This window comes from Glycomyces buryatensis (genome assembly GCF_004912275.1).
GTDB classification, from domain to species: Bacteria; Actinomycetota; Actinomycetes; order Mycobacteriales; family Micromonosporaceae; genus Glycomyces; species Glycomyces buryatensis.
The window spans coordinates 168,686-183,880 of sequence record NZ_STGY01000025.1; the positions used below are offsets into that span (position 1 = coordinate 168,686).

14 protein-coding genes are annotated in these 15,195 nt (G+C 64.7%); 12 read left to right on the plus strand and 2 right to left on the minus strand.

Annotated elements, in window-relative coordinates:
• Positions 1–6: 6 nt before the first annotated feature.
• From FAB82_RS07090 to FAB82_RS07105, 4 genes are all read left to right on the plus strand, one after another.
• A complete protein-coding gene (locus tag FAB82_RS07090) occupies positions 7–345 on the plus strand; it encodes a hypothetical protein (protein ID WP_136533843.1) in 339 nt (112 codons plus the stop codon).
• Positions 342–608: a hypothetical protein gene (locus FAB82_RS07095; RefSeq protein ID WP_136533844.1), complete on the plus strand. Its 267-nt coding sequence runs from the start codon at positions 342–344 to the stop codon at positions 606–608. The genes FAB82_RS07090 and FAB82_RS07095 overlap by 4 nt, the downstream gene beginning before the upstream one ends.
• Before the next feature lie 15 nt (positions 609–623).
• Entirely contained in the window at positions 624–1,673 is a 1,050-nt protein-coding gene (locus FAB82_RS07100; RefSeq protein ID WP_136533845.1) for a hypothetical protein, read from the plus strand.
• A gap of 100 nt (positions 1,674–1,773) precedes the next feature.
• Positions 1,774–3,243 carry an ATP-binding protein gene (locus FAB82_RS07105; protein ID WP_136533846.1) on the plus strand — a complete coding sequence of 490 codons (1,470 nt, stop codon included), beginning with the start codon at positions 1,774–1,776 and terminating at the stop codon, positions 3,241–3,243.
• A 156-nt stretch (positions 3,244–3,399) separates the two neighbouring features.
• Here FAB82_RS07105 and FAB82_RS07110 read toward each other — a convergent pair whose 3' ends face one another.
• Positions 3,400–3,699 carry a hypothetical protein gene (locus FAB82_RS07110; RefSeq protein ID WP_136533847.1) on the minus strand — a complete coding sequence of 100 codons (300 nt, stop codon included), beginning with the start codon at positions 3,697–3,699 and terminating at the stop codon, positions 3,400–3,402.
• 1,464 nt (positions 3,700–5,163) lie between these two features.
• Between FAB82_RS07110 and FAB82_RS07115 the strand changes: the two genes are divergently transcribed.
• The 7 genes from FAB82_RS07115 to FAB82_RS07140 all read left to right on the plus strand — a co-directional run bounded on the left by FAB82_RS07115 (position 5,164) and on the right by FAB82_RS07140 (position 12,582).
• On the plus strand, positions 5,164–5,514 hold the full coding sequence (locus tag FAB82_RS07115) for a hypothetical protein (protein WP_136533848.1): 351 nt from the start codon (positions 5,164–5,166) through the stop codon (positions 5,512–5,514).
• Between the two features lie 21 nt (positions 5,515–5,535).
• Entirely contained in the window at positions 5,536–7,392 is a 1,857-nt protein-coding gene (locus tag FAB82_RS07120) for an alpha/beta hydrolase (protein WP_136533849.1), read from the plus strand.
• A 113-nt stretch (positions 7,393–7,505) separates the two neighbouring features.
• Positions 7,506–8,117: a hypothetical protein gene (locus tag FAB82_RS07125; RefSeq protein WP_136533850.1), complete on the plus strand. Its 612-nt coding sequence runs from the start codon at positions 7,506–7,508 to the stop codon at positions 8,115–8,117.
• 147 nt (positions 8,118–8,264) lie between these two features.
• Entirely contained in the window at positions 8,265–8,813 is a 549-nt protein-coding gene (locus tag FAB82_RS07130; protein ID WP_136533851.1) for a hypothetical protein, read from the plus strand.
• 61 nt (positions 8,814–8,874) lie between these two features.
• Positions 8,875–9,393, plus strand: coding sequence for a hypothetical protein (locus FAB82_RS07135; protein ID WP_136533852.1), 519 nt, complete (start codon positions 8,875–8,877; stop codon positions 9,391–9,393).
• Between the two features lie 223 nt (positions 9,394–9,616).
• A complete protein-coding gene (locus tag FAB82_RS26925; RefSeq protein WP_168801460.1) occupies positions 9,617–10,771 on the plus strand; it encodes a hypothetical protein in 1,155 nt (384 codons plus the stop codon).
• A gap of 227 nt (positions 10,772–10,998) precedes the next feature.
• The gene (locus tag FAB82_RS07140) at positions 10,999–12,582 is read left to right on the plus strand and encodes a S8 family serine peptidase (RefSeq protein ID WP_168801461.1); all 1,584 of its coding nucleotides are present in this window, start codon (positions 10,999–11,001) and stop codon (positions 12,580–12,582) included.
• 141 nt (positions 12,583–12,723) lie between these two features.
• Here FAB82_RS07140 and FAB82_RS07145 read toward each other — a convergent pair whose 3' ends face one another.
• A complete protein-coding gene (locus FAB82_RS07145) occupies positions 12,724–14,499 on the minus strand; it encodes a WXG100 family type VII secretion target (RefSeq protein ID WP_136533854.1) in 1,776 nt (591 codons plus the stop codon).
• 311 nt (positions 14,500–14,810) lie between these two features.
• On the opposite strand from FAB82_RS07145, the gene FAB82_RS07150 reads away from it, so the two are divergent.
• Positions 14,811–15,185, plus strand: coding sequence for a hypothetical protein (locus tag FAB82_RS07150; protein ID WP_136533855.1), 375 nt, complete (start codon positions 14,811–14,813; stop codon positions 15,183–15,185).
• Positions 15,186–15,195 lie beyond the last annotated feature (10 nt).

Consider the following 15,195-nt stretch of genomic DNA (forward strand, 5'->3'; position numbering starts at 1 on the left):
CCAGAAGTGCCCGTCACAGTCCCGAGCGCGGACCAGATCCTGGGAGAGACCGCGAGCCAGATGCGCGAGATCGCCGCCGACCCCCATTTCCGAGGCGACCCGGTAGCGACCGGCCTGTCTCGGAGCATGGTCACCGCCGCCTCCACCACCCACTCGATCGAGGCGACCATGTCCCTCGACCTCAAACTCTCGAACATCAGACTCCCGCACGACATCGCCCGCTCGGTCTCCTTCTGCGAAGAGGTCTCCGCCGAGGCCGGAGTGGTCCTGACCGAACTCCACGCCGCCTGCGCCAGAGCCCGAACCAAGATCCTCGCGGCGGTCCGAGGGGAGGGCAAACGATGAGCGATTCCGATGGGGGACTTGACGACCTCATGTCAGCGCTGGCCGAGGTCGGCTCGAGCCAGGTCTCGGTGGTCTCCGATACCCACGCAGCCAACGGCCTGGTTCGCCTCATAGTCCACTCCGACGCCACCGTCAGCGTCGAGATCGACCCCTACGCCGCCGAGGACTCCCCGGTGGCCGACATCGAGCGCTACCTGACCGACCTGTTCCGGGCCGCCCCCATCCCAGATCCGACCAGTGGTTCTAAGCCCACCGACCACTGAGAACGAGGACGCGCCTTGATATCCGAGGACCCAGACAGCGGCGAAGCCGCGCCGCCGCAAGAAGAGCCGATCGCTCAGCAAGAGCGCACCCAAGGATCGGTGCTGGGCCTGCGCGTAGCCCTGTGGTCCATGGCCGGACTCACCGGCATCTGCGGCGTTCCGGCGATGACGATGATTCCCGGCCTTGAGCACGCTTTCAAGCCGGATCCGCCCTTGGACGAGATGCACAGCACGGCGCTACTGGTGATCCTCGCATTCGGCACGGCGCTGCCGGTCTATCTGCTCGCGGCTATCCATGTCGGGTTGACCGGGCGGGGGATGGTTTATCTGGGCTTGTCTGTGCCCGCTTTCGCGATCCAGATGGTGCTTGCCCTCAATGCTCAGGCCTTCCTTGGAATCATCACATTCCTGCCAGCGGCTATCGCGGGGATCTTCGCTCTCTACGAAGCGACCCGGGCCGACATTAAGCATCAGCTCGCAAACCCTCGCTCCCGCAAGCTGATCCTGTGGCCGGACCTGGTGGTCATCCCGGCAAGTATCGCGTTGGTTGCAGTGTTGATTGGCCACATCGACGCGGAATACGTTCCCGGGGAACCGAACACGCCGCGCGAATTCGATTCCTCCGAAGGCTGGCAGCGCCTCGATGCCGTGGTGCAGGACAGTCTGTCCGCGCTCGAAGCCGTCGAAGGATTTGCCGTGGCCAGGGGCCCGGACTACAGGGACTACTCGGGCCTCAACGAATGCGAGCACGGTGCCGCCCGGGACGAGGAATGGGTAGATCTCCAGATCGTCTACCGCTTCGGTGAACTCGAACCGGACAGCGAGCTGAGCTTGGCGTACATGGAGAGCCTCAAGGAGTCATGGACGGAGCACGGATACACGATCACCGGTGATTCCTCCGCTGAGGCCGCCACCGGTGACCAGTCGCGCGGCTATCGGGTCTCGGCTGCCACGGATGAGGGCATCACCATCTCCTACACGGTCGGATACGGACAAGCCAAGCTCGAGGCGAGGACGGGGTGCATCCTCAAGATCGGCGAGATCGACACCGTGGATCCGCTGTGAGCGGCGAACCTCGGTCACGATGGTTTCGCGGTTGGTGCTGGCATGGATGCTTAGGTAGAATTATTATACGTAGAATACTTCTACATAATAAGAGGTGCCTATGAGCAGCGAATTTATCGGTAGAATACGCGAAATTCGAGTGTTGCAAAAACGGATTGAGCGAATCTCGAGCTCTGGCAGGGGCGCGGCGTTCACGATCCGCGGTCGTCGCCAGGTCGGCAAGTCCCGATTGGTGCAGGAGCTCTGCGACCGAGCCGGGCTCCCGTACTGCTTCTGGGCGGCATCCAAGGGGGCGGCCCCGGCGCTGGCGGTCGAGGACTTCGTTGCCGCGCTCGCGGGCTCCAGTCTGGGGGAGAACGCCCCGATTCCCTCGGTGAGAACCGGCAGTTGGCCCGACGCGTTCGCCGTGCTCGCCTCACTGTTGCCGGATACGCCGTCCATAGTCGTGATGGATGAACTCCCCTGGGCGGCCGAACAGGACCGAGCCTTCGACGGGGCCCTGCAGACCGCGTGGGATCGAATGCTCTCGAATAAGCCGGTTCTGCTGCTGCTCTTGGGATCCGATCTGCACATGATGGAACGCCTGACTGCTTACGACCGGCCTTTCTATGGACGAGCCGATACCCTCAGGCTGCTGCCGATGAACCCGGCCGAAACGGCCGCCGCAACCGGCCTGGACGGGGCCGATGCGGTCGATGCCCATCTGCTCAGCGGAGGTCTCCCCGGCATTCTCCGAGTCTGGCCGTCCGGCATGACCGCCTTGGACTTTCTGCGCCAGGAATGCGATGATCCCGCTTCGCCGCTGTTCGGCGTCCCACAGCAGACATTGGCGGCCGAATTTCCCGCACCCGACCAGACCAGGCGAGTTCTGGAGGGCATCGGCAGCGGCAATCGGACGCGTCAGAACATCGCAGTCGCCTCCGGCAGCGTCGAAGGCGGTCTTCCTTCCGGAGCGCTCAGTCCGATCCTGCGACGTCTCGCCACGGAGAAGAAGGCGGTCGTGGAGGCGGTGCCACTATCGGTCCGTCCGGGCAAGCCCGCCGTGTACCGTATTGCCGACCCCAACCTCCAGCTTTACCTGGCCGCACTGCGCGGGGCGTTCGAGCTGGTGGAACGCGGGCATGCGGATCAGGCATTCCGTTTGGTGCAGCGGCGCTGGGATGCCTGGCGGGGACGTGCGGTCGAACCGCTCGTGCGTGAATCGCTCCAAATCGCGGGGGCGACCGGAGATCTCCCGTGGGACGGTGTCGAGACCGTCGGTGGTTGGTGGAACCGGCAATTCGATCCCGAGTTGGACCTCGTGGGCGCGGACCGAGCTCCTGTCGCGGGAAGGGTGTTCTTCGTGGGATCGGTGAAGTGGCTGAATCGTCCGTTCGACCGGCATGACCGCGACGCGTTGCTGCGGGTGGCGCCGCAGGTGCCGGGCTACGACCCGGACACCACCGGTCTGGTCGTGGCCAGCAGGTCCGGTTTGGATCGGCGGATCGACAGCGAGGGCATCGACCTCGTCTGGACTCCTGAAGAGCTGCTTTCCGCGTGGGGCGACCGACAGTTACACGGTCCGAGTTGACGGAACTGTACTTCCCATAAGTACAGTTCCGCGCTGAATGGTCGGCGAGCGTCGACGCGAAAGTTCGGGGAGGGGCCGGCCAATCCCCACCGATTGACCGGCCCTGAGGTGCCTCCCGGCCCGAGCCGCGTCGGGCCGGGAGGCGGTCTTCAAAGGTCAGCCGTCGCAGAAGCGAGTGCCGCGCTGCCAGATGCGGGCGGCTTCGGCCACAATGGCTTCGCGGTTGTTATTAGCCCATTCGGCGTGAAGCGGCGCCGAGATCCTCAGGTCGGGCCCGTCGGTGTCGAGACCGGTGACGGAACCGAGGGCGCCAGGCTGTCCGGTGTCGGCCTCCGGTTCCCAGGGAGGGTTGCCGCAGAAGGTGATGCGGAGCCGGGCCTGGTAGGGGAGGGACGTGTAGCGCAGGTACCGGCCGTCGACGCAGGCGATCCCGGTGAGGTGGAGGTGGGTCATCATGCCACCGCCAGACTGACGGGACGCCCGATCGGACCGGGTCGGGGCGGGTTCGCGCGTTCCAATCTGTAGCGCCGGGCCCCGGCGAGAGCAGAGGTCATCGAGCCGGTCCCAACCCCAGAAGCATTATGCTGTACCGAGGTTCGAGGATCGGCAACGCGTTGAACAGGGATCGCCGCAGAAACCACGCGGGTAGGCGGCCCGCCCGTGGAAGGCATCCCCCGCCCGCCCGCCGACGGAGCCGGGCCGGTACCCGGAACCGGCCGCAAAGGCCGAGGCGCGGTGACGGTGCCGAGAGCAAATACCCACAGCAGCCAGCGCGCCAACCAGCCGAGGCGTTCGCGCAGGGCGGGCGGGTCGGGTTCGAAGTGCGCGGCGGCCAGATCGGCGGAGTTCGCCATGAAGCGGGTGAAGGCTGCCTCCCGCATCCGGGAGAACCGGTGTGGCGCATCGCGATGGGGCCGCGGTCGACCGGCCCGCGGCACATCGGCGCTGGCCGCCTCACGCCGCAAGTTCGCCCGCATCGCAGACACCTTCCGCCCCGAATCGGCGGAGCACTCGGCATGGATGGCCTGAACCTCGTCCTCGGTCCAGCGGCGCACCGGAACCATTTCGATACCGGCCCATCGAGGGCTCGGCATTTCCCTTTCGCTCGGAGGCACGGGATCCGGGAGTTCACCGTGGCGGTGCCGCCCGGTGCGCCTATCGGGTTGCCACCCCTGCGAACCGAAAGGCCCGGGATCGTCGGGATCGAAGGGCCGGCCGGAGTCGATGCTCCAGCCACCGCCGGTGCTGCGCAGGTAGGCGGGTTCGTACCGAGGCGAGACCGGATCGCCGTCCCAAGCGCGGGGGTCGCAGCACTCGGGCGAGTGCTGGTACCGATAGGCCCCAGAGGTGTCGGGGTCGGGAGAGCCGTCAACCAAGAACAGTCGACGACCAGCCCAGTCGAAGAACCCATCGCCTTCGACGTATTCAAGCGGGTCACCCGTCCGCACGGGCCGGGCTCCGTAGCCGACCTCGAATTGCAGGGGAGGTGCCTCGAACGGGGTGGACGCCGGGGCGTTTCGACCTGGCGTGCTGGCAGGATTTTGGCGTACGCTGACGCTAACCACGGGAGGGTTCCCTTCCTGGTGGTGAGTGACGGGTCGCCCCTGTCGCCAAACATGTCGGCGACCCGTCGCGGATTATTCAATTGGGATTCTGGATTCCGCGCACTGCGCGTCCTCCCACGGTGCCACACCGAAACCCCGTCACATAGGCATCGACACGCCGAATCCGAACCCTGTTCTTACGCGTCTAGAAGTTTTGGGTTACGACGCTCCCACGCTGGCACGATCTGAGGACCTCACGCCTCGCATCGCCTTGGTAGCATCACTCTCGGTGGTCCCAGACCACCACATCCCCGTCAAACCCGAATAGATGGACTTCCCCTGATGTCGCACCACCTCTCCCGCACGGAGGCAGCCGTTGTCTGGCGCTGACGTCTTCACCATGGAGCCCGATGAGGTCCACAAGTCAGTGGAGATCCTCTTCAACGTCGAATCCCAGATCGACACCCAGACCGAACGCCTCGCCAACGACACCCACCCGCTCATCACGCATCTCGTAGACTCCTCCACCGCATACGGCCCGGCTCTGGCCGAGGCCGTCGAATGGTGGCGCCACGAGCGTGCGGGCGGATTCAAGCAACGCTGCGGCGACACCGGCGAATATCTGGCCGTCTGCACCGCCGAAGCCGTCGAAGTCGACGACTACACCGCCGGAGACTTCGAAACCTACGCAGACACCGACCGCTACCCCGGCCGCAGCGGCATCTAGGGCCGACAGGAGGAGACGCTGATGAGCGACATGACCTGGAAGGACCTGCTCGACCTCGACTGCGCGGCGATCAAAGAAGCGGGCGAATACTGGAAGTCCTACGCGTCCACGATGATCGACCACACCGAAGTACTGCGCACCGAAGTCATCAACGGACACCTGAGCACCGACAACTACGAGTCAGACACCGCCGACCTGGTTCGCGAACACATCGACCTGTCCGCCGGACGGTTCGAGGACGACGTGTCCGACTACGCCGACATCCGCATCGCCACCTCCCTGCTGGAGCTCGCCGACGCGCTGGGGGCCGAGCAGACCGAGGTCGTCGAGGTGCTCGGCCTGATCGAGGAACATGACTTCGAAATCGAGAAAGGGCCGCACGACTACGAGGTCAACCCGACCGGGCACCTGCACCGTGCTATCTTCCTGCACCTCGACCCGCCGCAGTGGCTGTGCGACCGCGTCGGAGTCGAAAAGCCCTCGGCCTGGTACGACCTCTTCAGCGAAGCCGAAGTGCTCGTCAAGATGAACGCCTTCTACGACTCCGCCTACGATTTGTGCGGGCAGTACCAGGACTGGCTGCGCGCGATCATGTCACGCGCCCACGACGCCGACGACGACGCAGCGGCCTCGCTGGCATCGATGAGTGAAAACCAGACCGAGCTCCCGCCACAGCTCGGAGGCGACTACGACGACCAGATCGACGGCTACAAGGACAAGCTCAGCGAGGAAGTCGCCACCGAGATGGAGGCGATTGCCAATGGCGAGTCCGACATGTCACCCGAACAGGTCAACCAATGGTGGGACGACCTGACCGATGCCGAACGCGAGGCCTTGATTGCCGAGCACCCCGAATGGGTCGGTCCCACCGACGGCATCCCCGTGGAAGCCCGCGACGAGGCGAACCGAGTCGTCCTGACCGACCAGATTGACGACCTCGACAGCCAGATCACCGACATCGAGCAGCAGATTGCCCAGATGGAGGCTGATGGCACCGATCGAGGCGGTCGCGGAGGCAATGAATACGACACGGCAGAATATAGCGACCTCAAAGACCAACTCGCCGAACTCCAGGGGCAGTACGAAGGTCTCACCTACCTGCAAGACAAGATCACCGACGACGAGGGCCACCCGGCGGTGTACGACGGGACCGATCAGCCTTACTACCTGTTGGGCACTGGCACCGAGGGCAGTGGTCAGGCCATGGTCTCCATCGGCAACCCCGATGAAGCCGCCAATGTCCAGACCTACGTCCCCGGTACATATGCGGGGATCGACAACCTCGGCGGTGACATGAACCGTATCGAGACAATGGCCTACGACGCCGATTACTGGGGTGACGGGAGCGAGACAGCCACGGTCATGTGGCTCGGATACGACGCGCCCAGCAGCTTGGTCACCGAGGCGACGGACACAGAACAGGCCGAGGACGCCGCAGCAGACCTGGAATCGTTCACCCAGGGCCTCAGGGCCACCGCCGAGGGAGACCCGGCGAACCTGACGCTCACCGGGCACTCGTACGGGTCCACGGTGATCGGCACCGCCGCGTCCACCGAGGGCGTGGACGCCGACAATCTGCTCTTCGTCGCTTCTCCCGGCACCAACGTGGACACCGCCGACGCGCTCGGGGTAGGAGCGGAGAACGTCTATGCCACCCGGAATGACCAGGATGTCATCCAGCACACCGTGGTCCACGGGACCGATCCGACCGATACAAGCTTCGGAGCCAATGTGATCGAAAGCGAAGCTCAGGGAGGGTACAGCTGGTGGGACCAGTACAACGAAGGTAAGGATAACCACAGCACCTACTGGCAGGACGTGAATTTGGCCGGGCGAGAGCAGATGGCCAACGTCGTCACCGGACAAGCAGGAACCTGACCATGAGATACGAACCACAGCCACAGGCCAGGCGAGTGAGCGCGCTCTTGGGAGGAATTGCCGTGTCCCTCGCGGCTCTCTTCACCACCGGCTGCTCATCAGCGGAGGACACTATGGATACCCCACCCAAAAGCGAATACACCCAGGCCGAGGCATACGGCCCGATGGAGGCCACCGCCGCGGACGCAGTCGCGGCCCTGCCCGACTTCCCTGGGTTTGAGCAACGCTCATGGGATGAATTGCCGTGCACCCACAACGGCCAGGACGATCCGGATTACACGAACATCGAAATCAGATACCGCCTCTCGGCTGAGGATTCCGAGTCAGCACTTGTTCGCGAACAGTACGTCGATGTGCTGCGTGACCATTGGACTTCGCTCGGCTACGAAATTACCGCTGACAGCGTCACTGAGAAGAGCGAACGTACCGACCGCCTTCTGGGTGTCGAGCTTGAACATGGCATTAGCATCTCGTACGCAGTCGGCAGGTACGGAGGGCTATTCGTTCAGTCAGGCTGCGTACCCGTAAGCGACCTCAGCGAATTCGAGTACATTCCCCCGGCTGGTGGCATCGAGCCTGGCAGTGAAGGTGACAAGGTCGAGGAATACTTCCCCGACGGCATCCCGAGCGCGGACGCCACCGCGATTGACCCGTTCGCGAACACCCAGTCCGTCGCAGCCCTGGCGCCGTTCGATTCGCCTGGCTCGTATGAGGGCCAGCTTTGAGCGGAAGTGGATCGCGGTACGAGCCCGCGCGGAGTATCCGCCGTCCCATGGTGCTCATCGCAGCGGTCTCAGCGCTCCTGTTGCTGCATTGGGGAATTGAGGTCGTGTTCCTCGGCAAGGCCATGAGAGAGACGAGAGCGATCCCCGATGTCCCTCCCCTACTTCGACGGGCCGCCGCCTGGAGCTGTGTTCGCATTGCGCATCCTGCTCGTTGTCCACGCCATTGTGGCCATCTGCCTGGCCGCGAACGCGTATCTGCTGCTGCTTGCCTTCACCGTGATGGTCGGTGGGACGGACGAGGAAGTTGTCCAGATGATGATCGTCATGGCCATCCTGTTCCTACCGTCGCTGCCGCTCAATCTGCTCGCGGCCATCCATGTTGGCCAGCGTCCCGCGCGAGCCAGGGCCTTTCTAGGGCTTGCGGTGTTCGGGGCCGTGTTCCAGACCCTCGCTGGCGCGCTGTACGTGTTCTCCACCCGAGGTATCGGTCTCCTTTCGGCGGCCCTGGCAACAGGTCTGTTCATCGCTTGGGTGGTGGCCTCCAAGAGGGCGGAAGTCTGGTCGGCCCCCGATGAGTCACCAGAGCACCCGGTTCGACTCGCGCTCCTGGACCTCGGGATCGGCATTGCGGCGATCGTTGTGGCGGCCGGGATAGGGGTCGGGACCATGTTGGTGCGTTTCGGATGGCCCTTGTAATGCCGCCTGTTGCAGCACCTGCTCGATTCGACCCGCCCGGAACCTACGAGGGCCAGCTTTGATGACCAAGTCTCTTCGCGGGGCCGGTTCGCAGCGCCGGCCCTGGGTGATCATCGCTGCGGTCTCGGTGCTCATCGCCCTTCATTCGTGCGCCGAAATCACGCTCCTGGGCAAGGCCATCCATGAAACGACCTGCGCCCCTGGCGATTACGAGTGTGAGGTCTGGGTAGGCGCGTACGGGCTCTTCTTCGGCGCCGCGATCGTATTCGCGGTGCCGATGCTGATATTCGCGTTCCTGATCTGGCGCCGGGAGATCGCGGTCTGGTGGGTGGCCGTGGTCCACACCGGGGTAAACATGATCGCCGCGGCAGTCAAAATCTTCACGGCCGACCCCGGCCAGCAACCACTTCTGCCTGGTCTGTTCTGGCCAGTGACGTGGATCGAACCGGCTGATAGACATGCCAGCCTGCTGATTCTCGCCTCCCTGGGACTGAACTGTCTGTGCTTGGCGCTACTCGTCCTTCCCCGGATGTACCAGTGGTACCGCGAACCTAAGCTGATCCCGACACCGACGATGTAGACGACGTCGAAGCACCCGGTTATGCCCTCGCCTTCCGCATCGGCAATGTCGTCCTTTAGGGCCGCAATACCGAAGGCACTGCGGACTCGTGCTCTGCGGCGATCGCTGCGGCCGAGATGATCGCCTCCCGAACTCAAGTGCTTTTGGAGAAACAGTGAGTCCTACCGCCCCTCCTGCGAGCGAACACGCAGCCCTTTCGTCGGCGCCGACCTGGATAGTGGGCGTGCTTGCGGCCGTCGGCGGGCTCTCACTCTCCTGCACGGCGCTGGCGCTGCCCCGCGGACGTGACCTGATGGGGGCAACCGAGCTTGCCGTGGCGGCAATGAACTACCTGGCGGTGCTCATTGCCGCCGCGGGTGTGGTTCTGGTCGTAGCCGGGGCGATGGTGCTCGCCGGACGCGCCGGCGCTCGCGGGCCGCTCCTCGTGTCCGCCGCGCTCATGCTCTCGACCTTCATCCCGCAGTTCCCGGTCCCGCCCAAAGGCTGGGTCGAACTGGCGTGGTTCTGGGGTTCGCTGGGGATGATCGGCCTGCTGTTCTTCCCCGACGCACGCCGGTGGTTCGACCAGCCCCGCTATCGCAGAGGGGACGGCAGGGCGATCCCGCAGATGCCCTTGACGGTGTCGGTGCCATTGACGGTGCTGTGGACAGGCATCGCTGTTTCGCTCCTATTCGCTCCGTTCCCGTTCCATGCGATCGATGCGCTCCGGGCCTCGGGTATGGACGGCTCGGAGATTGCCCAGCTGCAGATGCTGACGCTGGTCGGCGCCGCGTGGTCCGGGCTCCTCGGCTTCCTGTCCGTGAGCGTTGCCCGGCGCAGCCGCGTCGGCCTGCGGCTGCTGATCGGGGCGGTGGTAGCCGGTGGACTCTTCCAGGTGGTCGCGCTGGCCGTCGGCCCGGCAACGGTGGGACTTCCGGGGCAGGCCGGAATGGACTCGGTCCAGGCCGGGATCGGATTCGGATCGGTCGCATTGAGCCTGGCCCTGCTCGCCATTCCCCGCAGCCGGGGCTGGTGCACCGAATCAGCCTGGCGCGCACCGCTGTATGAGAAGCGGGAGGCCGCTCGTGAACGGAGGTCGATGCGGTCTCGGCGTCGCGCGAGGATCCGTGCGCAAGCCGCTGAGTACCGCCGGAATGCCGACGCGGAGCGGAAGAAGGCGCGCGCCCATCGTCTCGGGCGATGGCGCCGACTTGCCCGCCGGATGCCGAGCGCTCTGGCGAGTGTGGGAAGGAATCTGGTTGGCGACTGCATAGAAGCGGTTCGGAACGCCGCCAAGAAGGAGCGGCACCTGACGGAGGAAGGAGTGGCCGCGCTCATGACTCTGGGCGCAGTCGTCGTCGTGGTGCTCCTGGTTGTCGTCACCCAGCCCGGCCGGTGACGGTGGGGCGACAGGTGAACCCGGCATTTCCCGATGCGGAAGGGTGGGGCAGCCTCGCGGAATCCGTCGAGACACAACTGCGAACCCCGAGAGACATTGAGGGATACGGAAGGCCAGTGGTCGTCGGAACCCCTCGGTTGCGGGGGCGCGGAGTGGGGGTCGGGTCGGTATTGTGTCCGATAGAGCGGGCTTCGCTGGACTTGTTTGCGCACGGAAGGGTCGGCCTCATGGCTACACCTCTCATCCATGAACCCTCACGATGGCCGCATCGGACCAGCGGCCTGGGCCGCAGAGCGATCGGAGCTGGACTCGGGGCTCTCGCACTGGCCGGGGCCATCGTTGCCACCCCGAGCGCCGCCCTTGCGCAAGACGACCTCGCGGCCGCGAATGCCTGGGTCACCGATCAGATCCAAGCTGACGGCGCGTGGGCGACCACCAGAGGCGAGGGAGTCACCGTCGCCGTGGTCGACACGGGTGTCGGCGAGCATCCCTTCTTCGAGGACAAGGACATCCTGCCGGGCTACACGACTTTCTCTGAAGAAGGGGAAGGGGATGCCTGGAATGACACCGATGGGCACGGCAGTTCCGTCATCGCCGGGGTGCTGTACACGGCGCCCGAGGCCACCATCCTGCCCGTTCGCATTGCTACCAGCTGGGAAATTGAAGGCTTGACCGGCGGCGCGGGCGGTCAGACCGATATCGACGCCATCAAGTGGGCCGTCGATAACGGTGCGGATGTGGTGGCGTTTCCCTGGGGCATCATTAGTGGTGCTGGACCGGACGAGGCAATCCTTGAGGTCTTCCAATATGCCCTGGACCAGGGCGTGGTGATGGTTGCCAGTGCGGGTAACGATCCGGACCTGGAACCGGTGCCCTTTCCTGCGTCCATTCCGGGTGTCGTCGCGGTTTCGGGAGCCGACCAGAGCGGAGATTCATGGGATCTCAGTACGACCGGTCCTGAGGTCGTGGTTGCGGCTCCCGCTGATGAGATGACCCACCCCATTCCCCAGGGCGAAGAAGTGGGATGGGGCGATGATTCCAGCGCGCCCACCACCGAGAGCGGTGAAGGTGGTACCTCGTTGGGAGCTGGCATTGTCAGCGGCGTGGTCGCATTGACCTTGGCGGCGGATTCGAACTTGGATGGCAACAATGCCATCAACCGACTGATCCAGACTGCTGGTGATGGCAGTGGCGAGAACCATACCGAGGAGCTCGGATACGGCTTGGTGAACGCGGACCAGGCCGTCAATGCCGAGGGCATCGAGACCGTCGATGAGAACCCGCTGGGATACCCGCTGGGCGCTCCTAGTGCCAGTGGGGAGGGCGAGGGGGAAGATACTGAATCCGAGGACGGATCGAACGCCGGCGAGCCTTCAGCCGCTGCTGCCGACGAGGATTCCGATTCCGGTCTCTCCGCGATCATCGTGGTCGCTGCCGCGGTTGTCTTGATCGGTGCGGCCATTGCCGTGTGGCTGGTGCTGCGGGGCCGTAGTCGGAAGACGGCAGCCGCCAATGGCCAGCCCGACGTCTTCAATCCTCAGAGCGGACCGGTCCAGGGCGGCTATCAGCAGCCTGGTCCTGGAATGCAGCAGGAAGCGGGGTCCGGCCAGCAGCAGTACAGCCCTCCGCCCATGAATCTCGGGCAGCCTGGGCAGCCCGGTCAGCCTGCGCCGCAGGGTTACGGCGGTCCGCCGTCCGGTGGTCCACAGGCTCCGAGCGGTGCGCCGGGATTCAGTCCCCCTCCCTCGCCACCCGCGAACAATGGGGAATCCGGCGCTCCTTGGGGACCGAGCGACCCGAACCGGCGCTGAGCCTACTCCACTCGAATAGGCACCGAACCACGTTGGTCGCGCTGGCATTGAGCCCGTGTCATTTGCAAGCCGACCTGCTAACACAAAGCGTGAGGGGCGAGCGGCCTAGGCCGCTCGCCCCTCACGCTTTACTGTTTGGCTTTAGTCGTCGAGTTCCTCGTCCGGCGTGCGGTCGCCGCTGCGCCAGTCGATCTCGTCTTCCTTCAGCCACGTCTCGCGCGTGACTTCTTCTTCCTCGTCATCGTCGGCGTAGCCCGAACGGGTTCCCCCGCGAGGGTTACCGACTCCGGCCTTCCCGGCCCCGGCACGAGCGCCGGTACCGGTGCCGCGACCAGAGGTGCCGCCACTGCGGCCCGGAGCGGTCGAGCCGGCCTTGCCGGTCGTTGCGCCGCCGCGCCCCGGACTCGTTCCGGCCGTGGAAGTTGCTCCCATTGCTGGACCGAACAGGCCAGCGCTGCCGACCAAAGCGGCGCCGCCACCGCCGGCTCCCATGCCTCCCGCGGCAATGGTGCCGCCACTGACCGCTGAAACGCCGCCGGTTGTCAGACCGCCGGTGAGGCCCGAGTCCATATCGTCATAGGATCCGGGGTCCCAACCCTCATCAGTGGGCTCCAGGTCGTCATCGTGGCCTTGTCCGTCGAGGCTTCCGCCATCGGTACCGGACCCATCGCTTGCAGGTGGGGCGGACGGGGTCGACCCGGCCGTGGTCATGCCATCGGTGCCGAAGACGCCTCCGGTCGGGGGCTGGAAGGTCTCATTGCCGGGCATGCCCTCGGGCGGGGACTCCGGAGGCTTGTACCCGTTCGCTGCACGGGCGTACTTGTGCCCGAGGTTCCCGACAATGGCCGCCAGCGCCTCATGGCGCTGCGTCTGGTATTCCGCATACTCGGCCTTGTACTGTTCCTGCTTGTCGATGAGGTCAGCGTCCGAAGGCTTCGGATCCCTAACCTCGTCAACCCAGACTTCGTACGTGGGCTCATTGTCGGGGTTGAGGTCCTGATCTCGGGCCGCCTGCTGGGCCTCGGTCAACCACGCTGCAATGTTAGGAATCGTGCGGGCAGAGGCCTCCATCATTTCTTCCTCGGCTACCTCGCTGTATTCGTAGACGAGTCGCATGCGCCGCTGGAACTCTTCGGAGGCGGGGCCCTGCCAGTAGTCGACCGTGGCCAACATGCTGGTATTTAGTTGGTCGCGGGCGGATTCAAGACCGCCCTTGGCGGTGCTCCAGACACTTCCGGCCTGCTCCACGCTCCAAGGGTCACCTTGGGTCATGAGCTTTTCCCAGAGTTCATGGGGCGTATAGGTACTGAAGTAGTACTCCTTGCCCTTGCCTTCTCCTTCAGACATAACAGGACTCCTTCCTCGGGGGTCAGGGCTGGGATTCTTGTCGTGACCGGATAAGGCCCGGGGAGTTCCGGAGTCCTCTTCGAGGTCGCTCTCGGTGATGCTGTTGCCGGAGTCGAACTCCGCGCCGACTGCTCCCACATCGGCGGCGACATTGCCGTCCTCGTCCAGGTAGGTCTGGGTGATGTCGCGGCTGACCTGTTCGCCGGTCGCATAGCCGTGGTTGATCCGCTCGATCTGCTCGGCCTTGCCCTTGTAGAACACTTCCCGGTACGCCTCTTGGAGCAGTTCGGCGTCTTCGAACGCGCCGAGCTTGAGGTTGATCGCATCGACCTGCTCGAACTGGAAGTCCGGCATGATGTGGAACGTCATCGACTTGATGCGGGTGAGGTTGCCGTTGGTGACGAGGTCGCGCGTCTCGGCGAGGTCCGTCTGGATGAGCACCAGGTTGCCGCTGAGCTCGTTGAGGGCGTCCTCGTCGACCTGGACGAACTGGCCGGCCGAGGTCTTCTGGTAGTAGACGGTCTCGCCGGTAGCCGCGTCCTTCGACGCGTAGATCGGCTCTTCAACCATGCGGGTCTCACCTCAAGGAAATCGAGTTCGGGGGTGCCGTGGCGGCTCGGCAGCGACGCTCGCCTTGGACTGCTACCAGGATAGCGACTCCGTGCGACAAGACCCCTACCGGAATCAGGCCATGGTGTGAATTGATGAGCCTGTGACACAAGAGAGTCAGCGGGTGGGGGTTGACATGCCGCAGAACTTCTGACCCAGACCGGATGGGCACGCACTGTTTATAGTGATTGTCAATTCCCGTCCCCTTTTTTCCCGGAGGAGATGTCTCATGCCCCTTCTGTGTTCCCCCAAGGTGATCGGGAAGGCCGCCCATGGCCGGCGCTGATGTCTTCACAATGGAGCCGGATTCGGTTCACCGGGCCGTCGAGGTGCTCTTCGACGTCGAAGGCGAGGTCGACCGGCAGACCTTGACCGTCGCGGATCAGACCGCCGAAGCCGCCGAGACCCTGAAATCGGCGAATACCGCTCTCGGTGCGGCCCTTGCAGAAACGGGGGAGTGGTGGAAGATCCACCGCGCCGGCGGGTTCACCTCTCTGGTCGGCAATACCGGCGAATACCTCGCCACCTGCGCCGAAGAGGCCGTGGAGGTGGACGAGTACAACGCGGGAGCGTTCGCCTCCTTCGCCGACTCCGACCGCTACCCGGGCCGTGACAATGCCAATGCCTCCTCCCGGCCGGATTGGTAAGCACCCGTGA